We start from the raw sequence: 20919 nt of genomic DNA on the forward strand, positions 1-20919 counted from the left end.
CAGGGGGAAACGCCCCCGGCACCGACGAAAGGCGGCCGGTCATGGTGACTCACGTTTCCGCGGAGGCGTCCGGCGACGAGCGCGGCGCGCTGCTCTCCTTCCTCGCCGAGCAGCGCGGCGGCATCCGCCGGGCGCTGCTCGGGCTGACGCCGGAGCAGGCGACGTCCCGGCCCAGCGCCAGCGAGCTGTCCCTGGCCGGACTGCTCAAGCACGTCGCCGAGGTGGAGCAGGGCTGGGTGGCCCGGGCCCGGGGCGAGCAGCCGCCCGTGCGGCGGGACGAGTCCAACTGGCACGAGACGTTCCAGCTGGTCGGCGACGAGACCGTCGAGTCCCAGCTCGCCCACTGGGAGAAGGTCGCCGCCGAGACCGAGGCGTTCGTCCGCTCGGTGCCCAGTCTCGACGACACCTTCGCCCTGCCCAGCGACCCCTGGTTCCCGCCGGAGGGCCGCGTCTCGATGCGCTGGCTCTGCCTCCACCTGATCCGCGAGACCGCCCGCCACGCCGGCCACGCGGACATCATCCGCGAGTCCCTGGACGGCAAGACGGCGTTCGAGCTGGTGGCGGAGGAACAGGGCCTCGGCTAGGGCCTGTCTTTCGGACCACCGCCCATCGGGTCCTAGTGGTGGAAGCCGGTGGCCGCCCCCTTGTCTCGGGTCAACGGGTGGGGCTGGCGGCGCAGTTCCGGCAGCAGTCGGGTCAGGTCCTCCACGAACAGGTCGGCGAGGTCGGTGGAGAAGCCGTTGCGGCACACCACCCGCAGCACGGACAGGTCCTCGCGGTGCGGCGGGAAGGTGTACGCCGGCACCAGCCAGCCGCTCTCCCGCATCCGCCGGGAGACGTCGAAGACGTCGTACGACGTCACGCCCGGCGCCGTCGTGAACGCGAACACGGGCAGCTCGTCGCCCCGGGTCAGCAGCCGGAAGTCGCCGAGCCCCTCGACGCGTTCGGCGATGGACCGGGCCACGTCCCGGGTGGACTGCTGCACCGCCTGGAAGCCCTCGCGGCCCAGCCGCAGGAACGTGTAGTACTGCGCGACCACCTGCGCGCCGGGCCGGGAGAAGTTGAGGGCGAAGGTCGGCATGTCGCCGCCCAGGTAGTTGACGTGGAAGACGAGCTCGTCCGGCAGGGCGGCCCTGTCCCGCCACAGCGCCCAGCCGACGCCCGGGTAGACCAGGCCGTACTTGTGGCCGGAGGTGTTGATGGACGCCACGCGCGGCAGCCGGAAGTCCCACACCAGGTCCTCGTCGAGGAAGGGCGCGACCATGCCCCCGGAGGCGCCGTCGACGTGCACCGGGATGTCCAGGCCGGTGCGCTCCTGGAGGGCGTCCAGGGCCGCGCACAGGTCCGCGATGGGCTCGTAGGAACCGTCGAAGGTGGAGCCGAGGATGCCGACGACCCCGATGGTGTTCTCGTCGCACAGCGCGGCGGCGGCCTCGGGGTCGAGGTGGAAGCGGTCGCCCTCCATCGGGACCTGGCGGGCCTCCACCTCCCAGAAGTTGCAGAACTTCTCCCAGCAGACCTGGACGTTGACGCCCATGACGAGGTTGGGGCGGGCCCCGGGCGCCGGATTCCGCTTGCTCCAGCGCCGTTTGAGGGCCATCCCGGCGAGCATGCACGCCTCGCTGGAGCCGGTCGTCGAACAGCCGACGGCGGCCGAGGGATCGGGCGCGTTCCACAGGTCGGCGAGCATCGCCACGCAGCGCCGCTCCAGTTCGGCGGTGCGCGGGTACTCGTCCTTGTCGATCATGTTCTTGTCCCGGCACTCCGCCATCAGGACGCCGGCCTGCGGCTCCATCCAGGTGGTGACGAACGTGGCGAGGTTCAGCCGGGAGTTGCCGTCCAGCATGAGCTCGTCGTGCACGAGCTGGTACGCCGTCGTCGGCGGCAGCGGGGTGTCCGGCAGCCGGTGCCGGGGCGGCGCCTGGGTCATGCCGCCGACCGGGTTCGCCTCCCCGTAGAAGGGGTTCACGGACATCGGGCGCTCGTCGGGCTGGTCGGTTCCTTTGTGGAGCGGCATGTCCTTCGTTCTCCTCAGGGGGTTCGGGCCACGGGATCACGATAGGCGGACGGAACGGAACGAACATCCCGGACGGCCCGTCGTACGCGAAAACAGGGTTGCACCTCACGTGACGTGAGGAGACACCGTGGAGTGCGTACCGAGAAGGGAGCGGACACGAAGTGAGCTACTCCGTAGGACAGGTCGCGGGCTTCGCCGGCGTGACGGTGCGCACCCTGCACCACTACGACGGCATCGGCCTGCTCGTCCCGAGCGAGCGCAGCCACGCGGGGCACCGGCGCTACAGCGACGCCGACCTCGACCGGCTGCAGCAGATCCTGTTCTACCGGGAGCTCGGCTTCCCGCTCGACGAGGTCGCGGCCCTGCTCGACGACCCGGACACGGACCCGCGCGCGCACCTGCGCCGCCAGCACGAGCTGCTGACCGCCCGGATCGAGAAGCTGCAGAAGATGGCCGCGGCCGTGGAGCACGCCATGGAGGCACGCACGATGGGCATCAACCTCACCCCCGAAGAGCGCTTCGAGGTCTTCGGCGACAAGGACCCGGAACAGTACGCCGAGGAGGCCGAGGCGCGCTGGGGCGGCACCGAGGCCTACGCCGAGTCCCAGCGCCGGGCCGCCCGCTACACCAAGGACGACTGGAAACGCATGCAGGCCGAGGTGAACGCCTGGGGCGAGCGGTACGCGGCCCTGGTGGCCGACGGCGAGCGGCCCACCGGCGAGGCGGCGATGGACATGGCCGAGGAACACCGCCTGCACATCCACAAGTGGTTCTACGAGTGCCCGTACGACATGCACCGCTGCCTCGGCGGCATGTACGTCGCCGACGAACGCTTCAAGGCGTTCTACGACTCCCTGCACCCGGGCCTCGCCGAGCACCTCAGGGACGCGATCGAGGCGAACGCGGCCCGGCACGGCGCCTAGGCGGACCGACCTGGCCCGCGCGGGGCTCACAGCTTTGTCCCAGCATGCCCACAGTGCATCCTGGAGACACCCGTGGAACCTGGGGCGGACACATTGCGTTGATAGCTTTGTGCGGCCGCAGCGCCCCGCGCGCCCTGCGGCCGCCGTACCCCGCCCCCACCGTCAGGAGCCCGCAACCGTGACGCTCGCCCTCGGCCCGCAGTGGCTCGATCCGAACTACCTGCTCGACACGTTCGGCATCTGGGGCCTGCTCCTGGTCGTCTTCGCGGAGTCGGGCCTGCTCATCGGCTTCTTCCTGCCGGGTGACTCGCTGCTGTTCACCTGCGGCCTGCTGATCACGTCGCACCAGCTGGACTTCCCGCTGTGGGCGGCGATCACCCTCATCTGCGTCGCCGCGATCCTCGGCGACCAGGCCGGCTACATGTTCGGCAAGAAGGTCGGCCCCTCGCTCTTCAACCGCCCGGACTCCCGCCTCTTCAAGCAGGAGAACGTGGTCAAGGCCCACGAGTTCTTCGAGAAGTACGGCCCGAAGTCCCTGGTCCTGGCCCGCTTCGTGCCCGTCGTGCGGACGTTCACGCCGATCATCGCCGGCGTCAGCGGCATGCGGTACCGCTCGTTCCTGACGTTCAACGTGATCGGCGGTGTCCTGTGGGGCGCCGGCGTCACCCTGCTCGGCTCCTGGCTCGGCAAGATCGACTTCGTCAAGAACAACATCGAGGCGATCCTCATCCTGATCGTCCTCGTCTCGGTCATCCCGATCGCCATCGAGTTCCTGCGCGCCCGCTCGAAGAACAAGAACGCCCGGCCCGAACCCCCGGCCCGGCAGCAGCCCCCGCTGATGGACGACGCGACCACGCAACTGCGCCGCATCCCGCCGGCGGACGAGCAGTACGGCCAGCAGCAGTACGGCCAGCCCTACGCCCAGCAGTACCCGCAGCAGCAGCCGTACCCCCAGCAGCAGTACGGCGGCCGGCAGAACGAGCAGTACCCGTACGACGGCGGCTACTGAAACGCCCCGCAAGGGGCGCGGGGAACCGCGCGAGCAACCAACAACCAGCCGGCGCTCAAAAGCCCCGCGTCCGCTTCGCCGCCCGTCGCTTCTCCGCCGACCCGATCCGCAGGAACAACCGGGAGATCTCGGACCCCAGGTTCACCCCGATCGCGATGGCCATGGCCAGCGACGCCGCCGTGGCCAGCGACACCAGCCCCTTGTCGACGTCGTTCTGCGCGATCGACAGCAGCCCGAAATACGTCGCCGACCCCGGCAGCAGCGGCCCGATCGCTGCCGTCGTGTACGGCAGCGCCGAAGCGAACCGGTACCGCGACAGCAGCTGCCCGAACAGCCCCACCAGCCCGGCCGCCACAGCCGTGGAGGCCACCGGCGACAGCTCGCCCGCGTAGCGCATCGCGCCGTACACCGACCACGCGACACCCCCGTTCAGGGTCACCCACAAGACCGTCGACCGCTCCTGCTGCAACAGCACCGCGAACGTCAGCGACAGCAGCATCGACGCCGCGATCTGCCACACCGGCCGCTGGGCGATGTGCAGTGCCGCGTCGGGGTTGAGCTTGGCGCCCAGGTTCACGCCGAAGTACAGGACGACCAGCACCCCGACGACGATCCCCACGAAGAAGTACATGACCTCGAGCAGCCGCGCCGAGGCGGTGATGTAGAACCCGGTCAGGCCGTCCTGCACGCCCGCCACCAGCGCCCGCCCCGGCAGCAGCGCGAACAGTCCACCGGTGATCACCGCGGACGCCTTGACGTCCACGTGGGCCACGGTCAGCGCCACCCCTATCGCGGCCGGCGGCATCGCGGCCACCGTGAACTGGTAGAACTCCGGCAGTCCGCGCCCCGCGCACAGCCACGCCAGCCGGTCGCCGAGCATCGCGCCCAGCATCGCCGCGACGAACACGACCGGGTCACCGCCGACGAGCACCGAGGCGGCCCCCGCGAGCAGCCCGCTGGCCAGGGTGAGCACCCAGGTGGGGTACGGGTGCCGGTTGCGGCGGATCTCCGCGAGCCGCCGGTAGGCCTCCTCCAGGGAGACGTGCGTCTCCGGATAGCTGAGGTCGTCCACCAGCTGGTACACGGCCGCCAGCCGGGTGTAGTCGGTGCCCCGCCGCCGTACCGTCCGCGAGGCGGTGACGGGGTCCTCCACCAGGGAGGGCTGGTAGGAGATCGCCAGCAGGGTGAAGGTGACGTTCGGCTCGCAGCGGTCGAGCCCGTAGGAGCGGCAGACCGCGAACATCGCGGCCTCCACGTCCTCCGCGCCCTCGCCGCCCGCCAGCAGCAGCTCCCCGATCCGCAGGGTCAGGTCGAGCACGCGCGGGACGGCCGGACCGCCCTCCTCCGCCTTCGGCGGCGGCTCCGGCGCGGGCCGCTCGGCCACCGGCATGCGCAGCATCGTGCGCATCCGGTCCTGCCAGGGCACGTCCTTGGTGAGGCTGACCACCGGAACGCCGGTCGGCGGGGTGAACGCGGGCGGGGCCTGCCGGGAGCTGTACGTGCTCGGCGGGCTGAACGCCGACCCCTCCGCCTCGGCCCCGGACGGCGGCGGGACGCCCAGGCCCCGGGGGAGGGCGAACTCCGACGTCGTCTCGGACTCACTCTCCCCGACCTCGACCCCGGCGGGTGGCGTGAAGGCCATCCTCGCCTCGTCCGACTGCGGTTTGCGGTCCTCCGCTTCCGTCACTTGAGCGACGCTCCCTCTACGACACCTCGGCAGCCTCAGTATGCGCACGTGTGCGTACGGAAAGGCGAACGGACCGCACGCGTGCGCGTACGGTCCGTTCAGGAGCCCGGCAGGTCAGTGACCGCCCTGCTCCTTGAAGCGCTTGTAGGAACGCTCGATCTCGGCCTCGGCGTCCGTGCGGCCCACCCAGTTGGCGCCCTCGACGGACTTGCCGGGCTCCAGGTCCTTGTAGACCTCGAAGAAGTGCTGGATCTCCAGGCGGTCGAACTCGGAGACGTGGTGGATGTCACGCAGGTGCTCCACACGCGGGTCCGTCGCCGGCACGCACAGCAGCTTGTCGTCGCCGCCGGCCTCGTCCGTCATGCGGAACATGCCGATCGCGCGGCAGCGGATGAGGCAGCCCGGGAAGGTCGGCTCGTCCAGGATGACCAGCGCGTCCAGCGGGTCGCCGTCCTCGCCGAGGGTGTTCTCGACGAAGCCGTAGTCGGTCGGGTAGGCGGTCGAGGTGAAGAGTCGACGGTCCAGGCGGATCCGACCGGTCTCGTGGTCCACCTCGTACTTGTTCCGCGAACCCTTCGGGATCTCGATCGTGACGTCGAACTCCACCGGTGGCTCCTCCATGATCAGCACATAGTTCTGGTGGTTAAGTGTCCCTCACGCAGGTGTGTGATCGCGAAAGGGGCTGGTGGTCGTGCCCGAGCTGAGGCCTTGGCGGGCCGCCGGACCGCGTCTGGCGCGGGCCGTCGACGCCGTACGCCCCCGTCTGGCGCGGGCCGCCGACGCCGTCCGGCCCCGTCTGGCACGGGTCGCGGCGACCGCCGGACCGCGGGTCGCGCGGCTGGGGCGGGCCGTGCGGCCACGGCTCGCGATGCCGGTACGACCTCGCCGTCCGCAGTCCGTCAGGACCTGGCGGTACACCGCGGGAGCGGCGACCGCCGGGCTGGCGCTGGCCGCCGGAGCGGTGACCGCCGCCGGCCCCTGGGACGCCAACGGTCAGCGTACGGCCGAGCGGGACCGCGCAGTCGCCCTGGAGCGTACGGGTGGCGCAGATCACGGCCGTAATTCCGATACGTCCGATTCGGGCGGTACGGCGGCCGGGGCCCCCAGGCCCGCGCCCAGCGCCGCCTCCGTCCTCGTCGGCCTGGGCGGCTCCGCGAGCACCGTGAAGTCGGCGCCGGCCGGGCGGTCGTACGCGGACGTCCTGGGGCCCCTGCTGGGCGACGCGGCGCTCGGCGACCGGCACGCGGGCGTGGTCGTCGACGTGGCCACCGGCAAGCGCCTGTACGCCACCGGAGCCGACGAGTCGCTCACCCCCGCCTCCACCACCAAGATCGCCACCGCCGTCGCCGCGCTGTCCGCGCTGGGCCCCGACCACCGCCTCACCACCCGTGCCGCACTGGAACCCGGCACCCGGGAGGTCGTCCTGGTCGGCGGCGGCGACCCCACCCTGACCGCCCGCAAGGACGCCGACGGCTGGGCGAGCCTGCGCGACCTGGCCGCCGCCACGGCCACCGCCCTGAAGAAGCGCGGCCTCGACGAGGTGACGCTCTCCTACGACACCACCCTCTACGCCGGCAGCGAGCTGCACCCCATCGGCGTCAACGACAATCTCGCGCCCGTCAGCGCCCTCATGGCCGACGAGGGCCGCACCGACGACTCCACGAGCGGCCCGGCCACCCGTGTGAGCGACCCGGCGGCCGAAGCGACCCGCACCTTCGGGGAGTTCCTCGCCTCCCACGGCATCACCACGACCTCCCCCAGCCCCTTCAAGGCCACGACCCGCGCCGAGACCCTGGCCACCGTCTCCTCGCCGCCGCTGTCCTCGGTGGTCGAGCGCATGCTGACCAACAGCGACAACGACATCGCCGAGGCGCTGGCCCGGCAGACGGCGGTCGCGACGGGGAAGCGGGCCGACTTCGACGGCGGCGCGAGCGCGATCGCCGGTGAGCTGAAGAAGCTCGGCCTGCCCCTCAAGGGCGCCGTCTTCCACGACGGCAGCGGTCTCGACCGCGCCGACAGACTGACGGCCGACCTGCTCACGGCCCTGCTGGTCGAGGCCGGCGCCGCCGCCCACCCCGAACTGCGTCCCGTCCTGACCGGCCTCCCCGTCGCCGGCTTCACCGGCACCCTCACCTCGCGCTACACGACGGACAGCGCGGCAGGGGTCGTACGCGCCAAGACGGGCACCCTGACCGGCGTCAACACCCTGGCGGGAACGGTCGTGGACGCGGACGGCCGCCTGCTGGCCTTCGCCTTCCTGGCCTCCGACACGTCGAGCGCGGCAGCGGCCCAGTCGGCCCTGGACAGGACGGCGACGGCACTGGCGGGGTGCGGCTGCCGGTGACACCCGCGGGCGCAGCCCTTGACACCGCCGGCGCCCCTGCCGCACTCCGCGGCCTGCCCCAAGCGGGAACGCTCACGTACGGTTGACGCATGACGAGCATCGGTGGTGCCGAGATGGTCGACTGGAATCTCGCGGTGGCGACCGCGACCCGGCTCGTACGGCCGGGCCCCGACGTGAGCCGCGACGAGGCCCGAGCGGTCGTCGCGGAACTGCGCCGGCACGCCAAGTCCTCCGAGGAACACGTCCGCGGCTTCACCCGGATGGGCACGGAGGAGACCCACGACACCCCGGTCCTGGTCGTCGACCGCCCCGGCTGGGTGCGGGCGAACGTCGCCGGTTTCCGGGAGATCCTCAAACCGCTGCTCGACAAGATGCAGGAGCGGCGCAGCAACACCCCCGGCGGCGCGGTCCTCGGCGCCGTCGGCGGCAAGGTCACCGGCGTCGAACTCGGCATGCTGCTGTCGTTCCTCGCCTCCCGCGTCCTCGGCCAGTACGAGACCTTCGCCCCGGCCACGCGCGAACTGCCCGCCGGCGAGAACGGCGGCGGCCGCCTCCTGCTCGTCGCCCCGAACATCGTCCACGTGGAGCGCGAACTCGACGTACAGCCCCACGACTTCCGCCTGTGGGTGTGCCTGCACGAGGAGACGCACCGCACGCAGTTCACCGCTGTGCCCTGGCTGCGCGACCACCTCGAGGGCGAAATCCAGTCGTTCCTGGGAGAGACGGATGTCGACCCAATGACCGTGCTGGAGCGCATCCGGGAGGCCGCCCAGTCCCTCGCCGGCGGGCGCCCGGAGGGCGAGGAGGAGGACGGCGGCCGCTCCTTCGTGGAGATCGTGCAGACGCCGGCCCAGCGGGAGATCCTCGGCCGGCTGACCGCCGTGATGTCCTTGCTGGAGGGACACGCCGACTTCGTGATGGACGGAGTGGGTCCAGACGTCGTACCGACCGTCTCCGAGATCCGCGAGAAGTTCCAGCAGCGCCGCGCGAAGGGTGCCTCCAGGCTGGACATGGCCCTGCGCAAGCTGCTGGGTTTGGACGCCAAACTCAGGCAGTACCGGGACGGCGAGCGGTTCGTGCGCGCCGTCGTCGACCAGGTCGGCATGGACGGCTTCAATCGGGTGTGGACCTCGCCGAACACCCTGCCGACCAAGGCGGAGATCGCCAAACCGGCGGACTGGGTCGCGCGGGTGCACCGCAAGAGCGAGTCGTGAACCCCGTGGAGGGGTCGTGAACACAATCCGGCCGACGGCAGGTGAACGCCCCTTCAATCACCCGTCCGAGGGACCGTGAGCCATGGGTAGGCGTGCAATGCTCGGGGAACGGCCCGCTTCTGTCACCATCTACACACTCTGAGTGACCGAGCTTCGGGTTCACCCCCCGACAACTTCATGAAGGGAACCGGACATGGGTCCCCATCCTGCGGTCGCGGCGATACGCCTGGCGGTCCGCCGCGTCCTCCACGACATCCTCAACGACCAGACCTCCGCCCAGCAGGTCTCCGCCCGGCAGCTCTCGGCCGGGCAGGTCTCGGCCGAGCAGGTCTCCGCCGGGCGCACGCCCTCCGGGCCGGCGCCTGCCGATCGGCTCTTCGCCGACCAGGGGCCCGCCGACCGGGCGTCTGTCGACCGGGCCTCCGACGACCTGACGTCCGCCGGACGAACCCCGCACGAGCGCCCGCCGTCGCCGCTCGTGCTCGTGGCGTGCTCCGGCGGCGCCGACTCGATGGCCCTCGCCTCCGCGCTCGCGTTCGAGGCCCCCAAACTCGGCATCCGCGCCGGCGGCGTCACCGTCGACCACGGACTCCAGCCCGGCTCCGACCTGCGCGCCGACGAGGTCGTCCTGCGCCTGACCGAACTGGGCCTCGCGCCCGTTGAGTCCGTCGCCGTGACCGTCGGCCGCGAGGGCGGCCCCGAAGCCGCCGCCCGCGACGCCCGCTACGCCGCCCTGGACGCCGCCGCCGTACGCCACGGCGCCGCCGCGATCCTCCTCGGCCACACCCGCGACGACCAGGCCGAAACCGTCCTGCTCGGCCTCGCCCGCGGCTCCGGCATCCGCTCCCTGTCCGGAATGGCCGCGGTCTCGGGGGCCGGCGGCCGTTACCGCCGCCCCTTCCTCGCGCTCGACCGCCAGACCGCCCGCAAGGCCTGCATGGTCCAGTCGCTGCCGGTGTGGGACGACCCCCACAACACCGACCCGGCCTACACCAGGTCCCGGCTGCGCCACGAGGGTCTGCCCGCCCTGGAGAAGGCGCTCGGCAAGGGCGTCGTCGAGGCCCTCGCCCGTACGGCCCAGCTCTCCCGCGACGACGCCGACGCCCTGGACGCCTGGGCCGGCCAGGCCGAGTCCGCCGTCCGCGACGCCGCCGGACTGCTGGAGTGCGCCAAGCTCTACGCCCTGCCGCCCGCCGTGCGCCGCCGCATCCTGCGCCGCGCCGCCATCGAGGCCGGGGCACCCGCCGGTTCGCTGTTCGCCCGCCACATCGAGGAGGTCGACCGGCTGATCACCGGCTGGCGCGGCCAGGGGGTCATCAACCTGCCCGGCAAAGTCGTCGCCCAGCGGCAGGGTGGCAGACTGGTGATTCGGCAAGGCTGAATCCCTGCCCCCTGCGGGGGGCCGGGCGGCCGGTGGGACGACCGAAAGTGATGCGGGTGGACGCGAAAGACATGGGTGCCGACCTCCAGCAGGTGCTCATCACCAAGGAAGAGATCGACGCGAAGCTGGCCGAGCTGGCCGCGAAGATCGACGCGGAGTACGCGGGCAAGGACCTGCTCATCGTCGGCGTCCTCAAGGGCGCGGTGATGGTCATGGCGGACCTCGCCCGGGCGCTGTCCACCCCCGTCACGATGGACTGGATGGCCGTGTCGTCGTACGGCGCGGGCACCCAGTCCTCCGGCGTGGTGCGCATCCTCAAGGACCTCGACACCGACATCAAGGGCAAGCACGTCCTGATCGTCGAGGACATCATCGACTCCGGCCTGACGCTGTCCTGGCTGATCAACAACCTCGGCTCCCGCGAGCCGGAGTCCCTGAAGATCTGCACCCTGCTGCGCAAGCCGGACGCCGCCAAGGTCGCCATCGACGTCGAGTGGGTCGGCTTCGACATCCCCAACGAGTTCGTCGTCGGCTACGGCCTCGACTACGCCGAGAAGTACCGCAACCTCCCGTTCGTCGGTACGCTCGCGCCCCACGTCTACGGCGGCTGAGACGGCTCCTGAGCCAAGCGGGCCGTCTTTGTAGGACGATCGGGAACCCCGGCGGGTTTCGCGCCGTTGGAGCAAACAGAGACGGGATTGCCAGCCGTCCGAGCGCCTCCGTGCGGCTTCGGGCCACAATGCTGGGGTACCGTCAGAAGAACTGTCTTATCAAACTCACTATGGCAGGAGGGACGGGGCGGCACCGCTCCGTATGGATGGACGTGAAGCGATACTTCCGTGGGCCGGTCATGTGGATCGTGCTGGCCGTCCTTGCCGTGGTCGTGTTGATGCAGGTCGTCGGTTCGTCCGGCGGCTACAAGACGGTGGACACCGGCCAGGTCGTCGCAGCGATCAACGCCAACAGGGTGGAATCGGCCAAGCTGACCACCGGTGACGAGCAGACCATCAAGGTCCAGCTCAAGGACGGCGAGAAGGTCGAGGGCAGCTCGAAGATCCAGGCGAGCTACATCGGCGACCAGGGCGTGACCATCGCCAACACGCTGCAGACCAAGTACCAGAACAAGCAGATCCCCGACGGCTACACCGTGTCGCCGTCCAAGCAGAACCCGTTCCTCGGCATCCTGCTCTCCCTGCTCCCCTTCGTCCTGATCGTGGTCGTCTTCCTGTTCCTGATGAACCAGATGCAGGGCGGCGGCTCCCGGGTGATGAACTTCGGCAAGTCGAAGGCCAAGCTCATCACCAAGGACACCCCGAAGACGACGTTCTCGGACGTCGCGGGCTGTGACGAGGCCGTCGAGGAGCTCCAGGAGATCAAGGAGTTCCTCCAGGAACCGGCGAAGTTCCAGGCCGTCGGCGCCAAGATCCCCAAGGGCGTGCTCCTCTACGGCCGCCCGGGTACCGGCAAGACCCTGCTCGCGCGCGCCGTGGCCGGCGAGGCGGGCGTCCCCTTCTACTCGATCTCCGGTTCCGACTTCGTCGAGATGTTCGTCGGTGTCGGTGCCTCCCGGGTCCGCGACCTGTTCGAGCAGGCCAAGGCGAACGCCCCGGCGATCGTCTTCGTCGACGAGATCGACGCGGTCGGCCGCCACCGCGGCGCCGGCCTCGGCGGTGGTCACGACGAGCGCGAGCAGACGCTGAACCAGCTGCTCGTCGAGATGGACGGCTTCGACGTCAAGGGCGGTGTGATCCTCATCGCCGCCACGAACCGCCCCGACATCCTCGACCCGGCGCTGCTGCGCCCCGGCCGCTTCGACCGGCAGATCGCCGTCGACCCGCCGGACCTGCAGGGCCGTCTGGAGATCCTCAAGGTCCACCAGAAGGGCAAGCCGGTCGCCCCGGACGTCGACCTCGCGGCCGTCGCCCGCCGCACGCCGGGCTTCACCGGCGCGGACCTGAGCAACGTCCTCAACGAGGCCGCGCTGCTCACCGCCCGCAGCGACCGCAAGCTGATCGACAACGCCATGCTGGACGAGGCCATCGACCGCGTGGTGGCGGGCCCGCAGAAGCGGACCCGGATCATGTCGGACAAGGAGAAGAAGATCACCGCGTACCACGAGGGCGGACACGCCCTGGTCGCGGCGGCCTCCCCGAACTCCGATCCCGTCCACAAGATCACGATCCTGAGCCGCGGCCGCGCGCTGGGCTACACGATGGTGCTCCCGGACGAGGACAAGTACTCGACCACGCGCAACGAGATGCTCGACCAGCTCGCCTACATGCTGGGCGGCCGGGCGGCCGAGGAACTGGTCTTCCACGACCCGACCACCGGCGCCGCGAACGACATCGAGAAGGCCACCGCCACGGCCCGCGCGATGGTCACGCAGTACGGCATGACTGAGCGGCTCGGCGCCATCAAGTTCGGCGGCGACAACACCGAGCCCTTCCTCGGACGGGAGATGGCCCACCAGCGCGACTACTCGGAAGAGGTCGCCGCGCTGGTGGACGAGGAAGTCAAGAAGCTCATCGAGAACGCGCACAACGAGGCCTGGGAGATCCTGGTCGAGAACCGCGACGTCCTCGACAACCTGGTGCTGAAGCTGCTGGAGAAGGAGACGCTGGGCAAGGAGGAGATCGCCGAGATCTTCGCCCCCATCGTCAAGCGCCCGCCGCGTCCCGCCTGGACCGGTTCCTCCCGCCGCACGCCGTCCACCCGCCCGCCGGTGCTCTCCCCCAAGGAGCTCGCGCTGACCAACGGTGCCAACGGCGCGACGCCGGCGATCTCCACCGCCAAGTCCACGGCGACGGAGCACGCCCCGGCGGCCGAGCCGGCTCCCGAGGAGCGCCCCGAGAGCTGACCCGGCTCCCCGGCGCCCTCACCAGGCCCGGAATGATTGCCGCGCCCCCCTGGTTCTAGCCTGGGGGGGCGCGGCACTTTTTTTGCATGGCCCTGCACCACACCGAGGAACGAGGCACCACATGACCGACCCCGTGACGCTGGACGGCGAGGGCCCCATCGGCGAATTCGACGAGAAGCGCGCCGAGAACGCCGTGCGCGAACTCCTGATAGCGGTCGGCGAGGACCCGGACCGCGAGGGCCTCCGGGAGACGCCGGCGCGGGTGGCGCGGGCGTACAGGGAGATCTTCGCCGGCCTGTGGCAGAAGCCCGAGGACGTGCTGACGACCACGTTCGACCTGGGGCACGACGAGATGGTGCTGGTCAAGGACATCGAGGTGTACTCGACCTGCGAGCATCACCTCGTGCCGTTCCGGGGCGTCGCGCACGTCGGGTACATTCCGGCGACCTCGGGCAAGATCACCGGCCTGTCCAAGCTGGCCCGTCTCGTGGACGTCTACGCCCGGCGGCCGCAGGTGCAGGAACGTCTCACCACGCAGATCGCGGACTCCCTGATGAACATCCTGGAGCCGCGCGGCGTCATCGTGGTCGTGGAGTGCGAGCACATGTGCATGTCCATGCGCGGCATCCGCAAGCCCGGCGCGAAGACCATCACGTCGGCCGTGCGCGGCCAGCTGCGGGACGCGGCCACGCGCAACGAGGCGATGAGCCTCATTATGGCGCGCTGACGCCTGACGCCTTACGGCGTTTGGCGGTCGGCCTTACGGGGTTCAGGCGGTCGACGTGGCGCCGTTGCCGTTGTTCCGTTCGTCGTCCTCCGGCAGCTTGCAGACGCGTTCCAGGAAGAGGGCGGCCGCTATGACGGCGATGCCCGCCACGACCGAGAAGCCGGCGTAGATGGCCTGGTCGCGGCGGGCGGGGATGTCGAGGAGTTCCAGCAGGAAGACGCCCGTGCCGCCGTACATGCCGGCGACCAGGGCCGCCACCAGTGCGCTGGCCTGCCCGAAGACGACCGCGCGGGCCGCCATCAGCGGGTCGACGCCCTTGGCCTCGGGGCGGCGCTCGCGCTGGGCCCGCAGGCGGGCGCGGATGGAGAGCGCCGTGGCCATCAGGACCACCGCGATCAGGGCGAGGACGATGGGGGCGGCCAGGGGGACGCTGGGCAGGGTCCCGATCGAGTTCCAGAGGCGGGCGCCCGCCCAGGACAGGACGCCGGCCACGACGAACACGCCCGCCAGCACCCTGATGCGCAGCTCTCTCACGGTGTCCCTTCAGCTCCCCCGGGTCCTCGGGCCGTCCCGCGGACTGTGGTCGTCTTGACCTTAACGACTACTCGGGCAGGTGGAGTTCCAGGTCCTTGCGGGGCGCCACGCCTTCCCGGGTGACGGTGTCGAGCAGGTCGGCCACCGTGCCCCGGCCGGGCAGCCGGGCCTCGGGGTCGACGTCGTACCAGGGCGCCAGCACGAAGGCCCGTTCATGGGCGCGCGGGTGGGGGAGGGTCAGCAGCGGATCGTCGGAGACGACGCCGTCGTAGGCGACGATGTCGACGTCGAGGGTGCGCGCGCCCCAGCGCTCGTCCCGCACCCGGTGGAAGGCCTCCTCGACCGCGTGCGCCCGCTCCAGCAGGGACGACGGGGGGAGGGTGGTCTTGAGGACCACGACCGCGTTGAAGTACGCGGGCTGGCTGCCCGGCTCCACGCCCCACGGCTCCGTCTCGTAGACGGGCGACACGGCCTTGACGCGTACGCCGGGCGTGTCCTCCAGCGCGTCGATGGCGCCCTGGAGGGTCTCCAGGCGGTTGCCGAGGTTCGCGCCGAGGGAGATCACGGCGCGTTTGGGGTTGTGCAGCGTCGTGTCGGCGGCGTCCACCTGCTGCACGACGGAGGCGGGTACCGGCTGTACGGTCGGGTCGCTGTGACCTTCGGCGAAGAACGCGGTCATACTCGGCTCCGGGTGATGGTGACGGTCACGTCGTCGAAGGGGACCGTGATCGGGGCGTCCGGTTTGTGAACGCGGACCTCGACCTCCTGGACCCCGTCGTGCTTCAGGCACGCCTGGGCGATGCGCTCGGCGAGGGTCTCGATGAGGTTGACGGGCTCGCCCTGGACGACGGCCACGACCTCCTCCGCCACGATGCCGTAGTGCACGGTCTTCGCCAGGTCGTCGTCGGCAGCGGCCGGCCGGGTGTCCAGGCCAAGGACGAGGTCCACGATGAAGGTCTGGCCCTCCTCGCGCTCCTTGGGGAACACACCGTGGTGCCCGCGGGCCTTCAGGCCGCGCAGCGCGACACGATCCACGCGAATCACTCCTGCAATCGTCGGTGACGGCCGGTCACTGCCGTGTGCGGGCGGCACACCGGCCTCGAACGAATCTACCTGCGAGCACTGACACGACCGGGCCACGGGGGCGCGGGCGGGTGCCGGGGCCAGGAGGTTTCACACGGAGTTTCCCCTGGGGAACCCGGCGGCTCACGGGTTGGTAGCCGCCCATACCCAGGCGGTCGTGATTCCAACCACTTGTTGGTCCCGGTGGGTGCCTGTGCGTGCCCGCGGGTGGCTTCGGCGGGCCGCCTGCCCCGCCAGGGGCGGCCACCCCTCAGGGGCGCCCACCCCCTGGGAGGCGGCTACCCCTCAGGGGCGCCTACCCCTCAGGAGGGGGTCTCCTCGTCCTCGTCCTCGTCGTTTTCGGTCAGGACGGGTGAGGCGTGATGGGACCAGAGTTTCCAGCCGTCCGGGGTGCGCCGGAACACGTTCGTGGCGACCACCAGCTGGCCCACGAGCGGGCCGAGCTCCTCGCCGCGCTCGGGGGCGGGGCCGCCGCTGAGGATGTTCTCGGTGCAGGTGACCAGGGCGGTGTCGCCGGTGACGGAGACGTGCACGTCGGTGAGGAAGAACTGGATGTAGTCGGTGTTCGCCATGATCAGCGCGTACGACCTGAGGACCTCGCCGCGGCCGGTGAGCACGGGCCAGCCGGGGTGCACGCAGGAGACCACGCCGACGTCGGCCGGATCGTGGTACTCCTCGTCCACGCCGAGGTCGGCCGGGGTGAGCCAGAGCGAGGAGAGCTCTTCGAAGTCGCCGCGTTCGAGCGCGTCGTAGAAGGCGGTGTTGGCGGCTTCCACCTGCTCGACGTCGGTGTGGGGGGCGCTCACCGGTCTCCTTCTGCGCCGTCGTGCACGGAGTGCGCCGGGCGGGTGTCTGTTGCTCGCGCTCCGCGTGCGGTGTTCCCGCCCGGCGCGTCCGCCGCTGCGCGCGCCCCGCGCGGAGCCTCAGCGCCCAGCGTGGAGCCCGCCTCGTGCGCCCGGCGCGTCTCGCGCAAGCCGGGCGCGTCGCTCACCGTGCGCGCCCCTTCCACGGCGCGCGCGACCCGTACCGCGTCCGCCGTCGCGCGCACCTCGTGCACGCGCACCGCCCACGCGCCGGCGTGCGCCGCGAGCGCCGACACGGCGGCCGTGGCGGCGTCGCGCTCCCGCGCGGGCGGTGGCGCGCCCTCGGGACCGGCGAGCACGCGCCCCAGGAACCGCTTGCGGGAGGCCGCGACGAGCAGCGGGCGGCCGAGGCCGAGCAGCCGGTCGAGATGGGCGAGGAGGACGAGGTCGTGTTCGGCGTCCTTGGAGAAGCCGAGACCGGGGTCGACGACGATGCGGTCGGGGGCGATGCCGCCGGCCAGGACGGCCTCCACGCGCGCGTGGAGTTCGTCGACGACTTCGGTGACGACGTCGTCGTACACGCCCCGGACGTTGCCGCCCTCCAGGAAGCCGCGCCAGTGCATGACGACGAAGGGGGCGCCGGCGTCCGCGACGACGGGGATCATGGCGGGGTCGGCGAGGCCGCCGCTGACGTCGTTGACGAGGACGGCGCCGGCCGCGAGGGAGCGTTCGGCGACGGAGGCGCGCATGGTGTCGACGGAGACGGTGACGCCCTCGGAGGCCAGGCCCCGGACGACCGGGATGACGCGCTTGAGCTCCTCGGCCTCGTCCACGCGGGTGGCGCCGGGACGGGTGGACTCGCCGCCGACGTCGACCAGGTCCGCGCCCTCGGCGACCAGGTCGAGGCCGTGCTTGACGGCCGCCGTGGTGTCGAAGAAGCGGCCGCCGTCGGAGAAGGAATCGGGGGTGACGTTCACGACTCCCATGACCGCGCAGCGGTCCCATTCCGGTAGGCCCGCGACGCGCCCGCGTCCGCTCTGCTTGCTCATACGTTCAGCGTAGGCCCCGGGACAGGCCGAAAGCCGCCGCGGCCCGAACGGAGGCCCCCGGGCTGGAGGGGCGGGGCTCCCGTTCGGGCCAGTCCCGGTGCGGTGGCGGTCAGGCGGCGCGCACGCCTCTTTCGGCCACCGAGTGGGCACACGCGCGTGCCGAGGTCGTCCGGCGGCGCAGGAAGCGCGGCAGGGGCAGCGCGAGGTTGACGAAGCCCTCCGCCTGCATGGCGGCGAAGCCGATGCGCGGCAGGTCGGCCGAGGCCCGGTAGACCACGAAGCGGGGCTCCCAGCGGGGCTGGAACTTGGCGTTGAACTTGTACAGGGACTCGATCTGGAACCAGCGCGAGAGGAACACCAGCAGCCCGCGCCAGGCGCGCAGCACCGGTCCCGCGCCGATCTTCTCGCCGCGCGCCAGCGCCGAGCGGAACATGGCGAAGTTGAGCGACACGCGCGTGATGCCGAATTTCGGTGCCGCCTGGAGGGCGGCGACGATGAGCAGCTCGTTCATGCCGGGGTCGGCCGAGCGGTCGCGGCGCATCAGGTCCAGGGAGGCGCCGTCGCGGCCCCACGGCACGAAGTGCAGGATCGCCTTCAGGTCGCCGTAGGGGCCCGGTTCGGCGTCCGCCTTGTGGGCGGTGGCGATCAGGCAGTCGCCGTCGGCCGGGTCGCCGACGCGGCCCAGCGCCATGGAGAAGCCGCGCTCGGTGTCGGTGCCGCGCCAGTCCTCGGCGGCCTGCCGGATGCGCTCCAGCTCCGTCTCGCCGAGATCACGCACGCGTCGTACGCGGGTTTCGTAACCGGCGCGCTCGATGCGCTTGACCATCTGGCGCACATTGCGCATCGCGCGGCCGGCGAGGGAGAAATCCGCGACGTCCACCACCGCCTCGTCGCCCAGTTCGAGGGCGTCGAGGCCGGTCTCGCGGGTCCACACCTCGCCGCCCGTCTCCGAGCAGCCCATGACGGCCGGCGTCCAGGAGTGCGCCCTGGCCTCGTCCATGAAGCGCTCGATGGCGCCCGGCCAGGCCTCGACGTCCCCGATGGGGTCGCCGCTGGCGAGCATCACTCCGGAGACGACCCGGTAGGTCACCGCGGCCTTGCCGCTGGGCGAGAAGACGACCGCCTTGTCGCGGCGCAGCGCGAAGTGCCCGAGGGAGTCGCGGCCGCCGTGCTTCTCCAGCAGCGCGCGCAGGCGTGCCTCGTCCTCCTCCGTCAGCCGTGCCGCCGGGTGTTCGGGCCGGAAGGCGAGGTAGATGGTGGTGACCGCGGTGAGCAACCCGAGGGCGCCGAGCGAGAACGCCACGGTCCAGGAGGTGTCGCCCTGGTAGTCGACCGGGCCCTCGAAGCCGACCAGGCCGTACAGGACGTGCGTGATGCGGTCGGCCAGGCTCGGGTCGCCGACCATGCGCTTGGGGTGGACGCTGACGATGATCAGGCCGAGGACGAGGGAACCGGCGCCCATGAGGACGAAGTTGGCGAGCGCCCGCCAGCGGCTGCGCGGGTCGGGCAGCGCCCTGAACTGGTCGCGGTGGCGCACCAGGGGCGCGAGCAGCGCCAGGGAGATGAGCACGCCGATCAGCGAGTGGCGGTACGTGTACTGCGCCACCGCACCCGCCGGCAGCAGCGCCACCGCGGCCCGCCAGGCCCGGCGCTTGCCGCGCTTGAGGCCGTGCGCGAGCAGCAGCAACAGCACGCCGGCGCTGAGCGAGAGCGCCGCCGCGAACGGGCCGAACGCGCCGGGCAGCACCTCGGCGAGGGAGTGCATACGGCTGTGACGGAAGCGCGGGAAGACGCCCGCGGCGACATCCAGTACGCCCACGAGGGCGCAGGCCCGGCCGACGAGGACGGGGACGGCCTCGGGGCGCGGACCACGGAGCACGCGCCGCTCTGTGCGTGATCGGGTCGGAACCCCGCCCGACATTTCCTCATCTGTCCTGACAGACATCGCATCCCGTAGTTCTGCGAGAGATCTTGGATCCGGTGCCGATTCGGGCATCCGGCGACATTGCGCCCTCTAGGACGGTGTCACGAGGGGAGAGGTTCACTCCGCTCCCCAAAGCCACCTCAAAGGCCGGGGAAAGTCCCGGACAAGCCCTTGCGAAGAAGTAAGGGACCGGTGAGAAAGCGCAGGCAGGAAGCAGGTCATGGGTCTTACGAGCAACACATTGCTGGTGCTGACGGTGGTGTTCGCCGTACTGCTGTTCGTCGGCACGGTGTGGCTGTGGCCGCGTCTCGCGCGCCGGAACTGGCGGGCCGTCGGCGGGCGGGTCGGCCTGCTCCTGACCACTCAGCTGGTCCTGTTCCTGTCGGTGGGCCTGGCCGCCAACCAGGCCTTCGGGTTCTACGCCAGCTGGGCGGACCTGTTCGGCCGGGAGAGGGACCAGGGTGTGGTCGTCAACCATACGGCTCCCGACGGCTCCGGCGGCCCGCTGCAGGTGATCGACACGGCACGCGTGCGTGGCGGTTCCGCCGCGCGGGTGGGCGGGCAGGTCCAGAGGGTCGACATCGTGGGCCGCAGGACGCACATCGCCACGTCGGCGTACGTGTACCTGCCGCCGGAGTACTTCCAGCCGCGGTACCGCACGCGCACGTTCCCGGCGGCGGTCGTCCTGACGGGGTATCCGGGGACCGCCCGGGCGCTGGTCGACAAGCTGCACTACCCGCGCACGGCACAGAGCCTCGCGAAGGACGGCCGTATGCAGCCGATGATCCTGGTGATGCTGCGTCCCACGGTGGCGCCGCCGCGCGACACGGAGTGCGTGGACGTCCCCGGCGGCCCGCACACCGAGACCTTCTTCGCCGAGGACCTGCCCGACGCCGTGCTCGCGCACTACAGGGTGGGCAGGAAGCCGGGGAGCTGGGGCATCATCGGCGACTCCACGGGCGGTTACTGCGCCCTGAAGCTCGCCCTGCACCACCCCGGGACGTACGCGGCGGGGGCGGGCCTGTCCCCGTACTACGAGGCGCCCGTCGACCCCACCACGGGCGACCTCTTCCACGGCGACCGGAAGCTGCGTGAGCGGGCGGACCTGTGGTGGTGCCTCAAGCACCTGCCGGCGCCGGACACCTCACTGCTCGTCACCAGCAGCAGGATCGGCGAATCCAACTACCGGGACACACTGAGGTTCATAGAACGTGTGCAGGCCAAGAAGCCGACCCGGATCTCGTCGATCATCCTCGAAAGCGGCGGCCACAACTTCAACACCTGGCGGCGGGAGATTCCGGCGACGCTGCAGTGGATCAGCGGGCGGTTGACGGATCGGTGATCTCCGCGCGCAATTCGCGGTCGGG

Annotated in this window: 19 protein-coding genes; 10 read left to right on the forward strand and 9 right to left on the reverse strand. The window is 71.3% G+C overall.

All coding sequences use genetic code 11. The features are described 5' to 3' along the window. Positions 1-41: 41 nt before the first annotated feature. Complete coding sequence (locus ACYF6T_RS30090) at positions 42-584, forward strand: DinB family protein (protein WP_461700385.1); 543 nt, start codon at positions 42-44, stop codon at positions 582-584. A 32-nt stretch (positions 585-616) separates the two neighbouring features. Here ACYF6T_RS30090 and ACYF6T_RS30095 read toward each other — a convergent pair whose 3' ends face one another. Next, the gene (locus ACYF6T_RS30095) at positions 617-2017 is read right to left on the reverse strand and encodes a glutamate decarboxylase (RefSeq protein WP_461700387.1); all 1401 of its coding nucleotides are present in this window, start codon (positions 2015-2017) and stop codon (positions 617-619) included. Between the two features lie 161 nt (positions 2018-2178). Between ACYF6T_RS30095 and ACYF6T_RS30100 the strand changes: the two genes are divergently transcribed. After that, entirely contained in the window at positions 2179-2940 is a 762-nt protein-coding gene (locus ACYF6T_RS30100; RefSeq protein WP_461700388.1) for a MerR family transcriptional regulator, read from the forward strand. A 178-nt stretch (positions 2941-3118) separates the two neighbouring features. Then, positions 3119-3949, forward strand: coding sequence for a DedA family protein (locus ACYF6T_RS30105; RefSeq protein ID WP_461700389.1), 831 nt, complete (start codon positions 3119-3121; stop codon positions 3947-3949). Positions 3950-4004: 55 nt separating this feature from the next. Here the strand turns inward: ACYF6T_RS30105 and ACYF6T_RS30110 are convergent, their stop codons facing one another. Further along, complete coding sequence (locus tag ACYF6T_RS30110; protein WP_461700390.1) at positions 4005-5636, reverse strand: threonine/serine exporter family protein; 1632 nt, start codon at positions 5634-5636, stop codon at positions 4005-4007. 114 nt (positions 5637-5750) lie between these two features. Continuing rightward, the gene (locus ACYF6T_RS30115; RefSeq protein ID WP_029381130.1) at positions 5751-6242 is read right to left on the reverse strand and encodes an inorganic diphosphatase; all 492 of its coding nucleotides are present in this window, start codon (positions 6240-6242) and stop codon (positions 5751-5753) included. A 79-nt stretch (positions 6243-6321) separates the two neighbouring features. Here ACYF6T_RS30115 and dacB point away from each other — a divergent pair, with 79 nt between their 5' ends. The 6 genes from dacB to folE all read left to right on the forward strand — a co-directional run bounded on the left by dacB (position 6322) and on the right by folE (position 14159). Then, entirely contained in the window at positions 6322-7980 is a 1659-nt protein-coding gene (gene dacB, locus ACYF6T_RS30120; RefSeq protein ID WP_461700391.1) for a D-alanyl-D-alanine carboxypeptidase/D-alanyl-D-alanine endopeptidase, read from the forward strand. 89 nt (positions 7981-8069) lie between these two features. Then, the gene (locus tag ACYF6T_RS30125) at positions 8070-9194 is read left to right on the forward strand and encodes a zinc-dependent metalloprotease (protein WP_461700392.1); all 1125 of its coding nucleotides are present in this window, start codon (positions 8070-8072) and stop codon (positions 9192-9194) included. Between the two features lie 193 nt (positions 9195-9387). Beyond that, positions 9388-10575: a tRNA lysidine(34) synthetase TilS gene (gene tilS / locus ACYF6T_RS30130; RefSeq protein WP_461700393.1), complete on the forward strand. Its 1188-nt coding sequence runs from the start codon at positions 9388-9390 to the stop codon at positions 10573-10575. Positions 10576-10625: 50 nt separating this feature from the next. Further along, a complete protein-coding gene (gene hpt / locus ACYF6T_RS30135) occupies positions 10626-11186 on the forward strand; it encodes a hypoxanthine phosphoribosyltransferase (RefSeq protein WP_058924027.1) in 561 nt (186 codons plus the stop codon). A 206-nt stretch (positions 11187-11392) separates the two neighbouring features. Further along, positions 11393-13432, forward strand: coding sequence for an ATP-dependent zinc metalloprotease FtsH (gene ftsH / locus ACYF6T_RS30140; RefSeq protein ID WP_461700394.1), 2040 nt, complete (start codon positions 11393-11395; stop codon positions 13430-13432). 121 nt (positions 13433-13553) lie between these two features. Next, entirely contained in the window at positions 13554-14159 is a 606-nt protein-coding gene (folE, locus tag ACYF6T_RS30145; RefSeq protein WP_461700395.1) for a GTP cyclohydrolase I FolE, read from the forward strand. A gap of 42 nt (positions 14160-14201) precedes the next feature. On the opposite strand, the gene ACYF6T_RS30150 is transcribed toward folE, so the two are convergent. The 6 genes from ACYF6T_RS30150 to ACYF6T_RS30175 form a co-directional block, all read right to left on the reverse strand. Beyond that, on the reverse strand, positions 14202-14693 hold the full coding sequence (locus ACYF6T_RS30150; RefSeq protein ID WP_461700396.1) for a DUF3180 domain-containing protein: 492 nt from the start codon (positions 14691-14693) through the stop codon (positions 14202-14204). Between the two features lie 67 nt (positions 14694-14760). After that, positions 14761-15372, reverse strand: a complete 612-nt coding sequence (folK, locus tag ACYF6T_RS30155; protein WP_461700397.1) for a 2-amino-4-hydroxy-6-hydroxymethyldihydropteridine diphosphokinase — start codon at positions 15370-15372, stop codon at positions 14761-14763. Then, entirely contained in the window at positions 15369-15728 is a 360-nt protein-coding gene (gene folB, locus ACYF6T_RS30160; protein ID WP_461700399.1) for a dihydroneopterin aldolase, read from the reverse strand. The genes folK and folB overlap by 4 nt, the downstream gene beginning before the upstream one ends. 350 nt (positions 15729-16078) lie before the next feature. Next, on the reverse strand, positions 16079-16582 hold the full coding sequence (locus tag ACYF6T_RS30165) for a nuclear transport factor 2 family protein (RefSeq protein WP_461700400.1): 504 nt from the start codon (positions 16580-16582) through the stop codon (positions 16079-16081). Continuing rightward, complete coding sequence (folP, locus tag ACYF6T_RS30170; protein WP_461700402.1) at positions 16579-17628, reverse strand: dihydropteroate synthase; 1050 nt, start codon at positions 17626-17628, stop codon at positions 16579-16581. Before folP ends, ACYF6T_RS30165 begins: the two co-directional genes overlap by 4 nt. 109 nt (positions 17629-17737) lie before the next feature. Beyond that, positions 17738-19549, reverse strand: coding sequence for a phosphatidylglycerol lysyltransferase domain-containing protein (locus ACYF6T_RS30175; protein WP_461700403.1), 1812 nt, complete (start codon positions 19547-19549; stop codon positions 17738-17740). A 223-nt stretch (positions 19550-19772) separates the two neighbouring features. On the opposite strand from ACYF6T_RS30175, the gene ACYF6T_RS30180 reads away from it, so the two are divergent. After that, positions 19773-20894 (forward strand): alpha/beta hydrolase, encoded by a 1122-nt coding sequence (locus tag ACYF6T_RS30180; RefSeq protein ID WP_461700405.1) that lies wholly within the window; start codon positions 19773-19775, stop codon positions 20892-20894. The last annotated feature ends 25 nt before the right edge of the window (positions 20895-20919 follow it).

Source organism: Streptomyces sp. 7R007 (assembly GCF_054850255.1).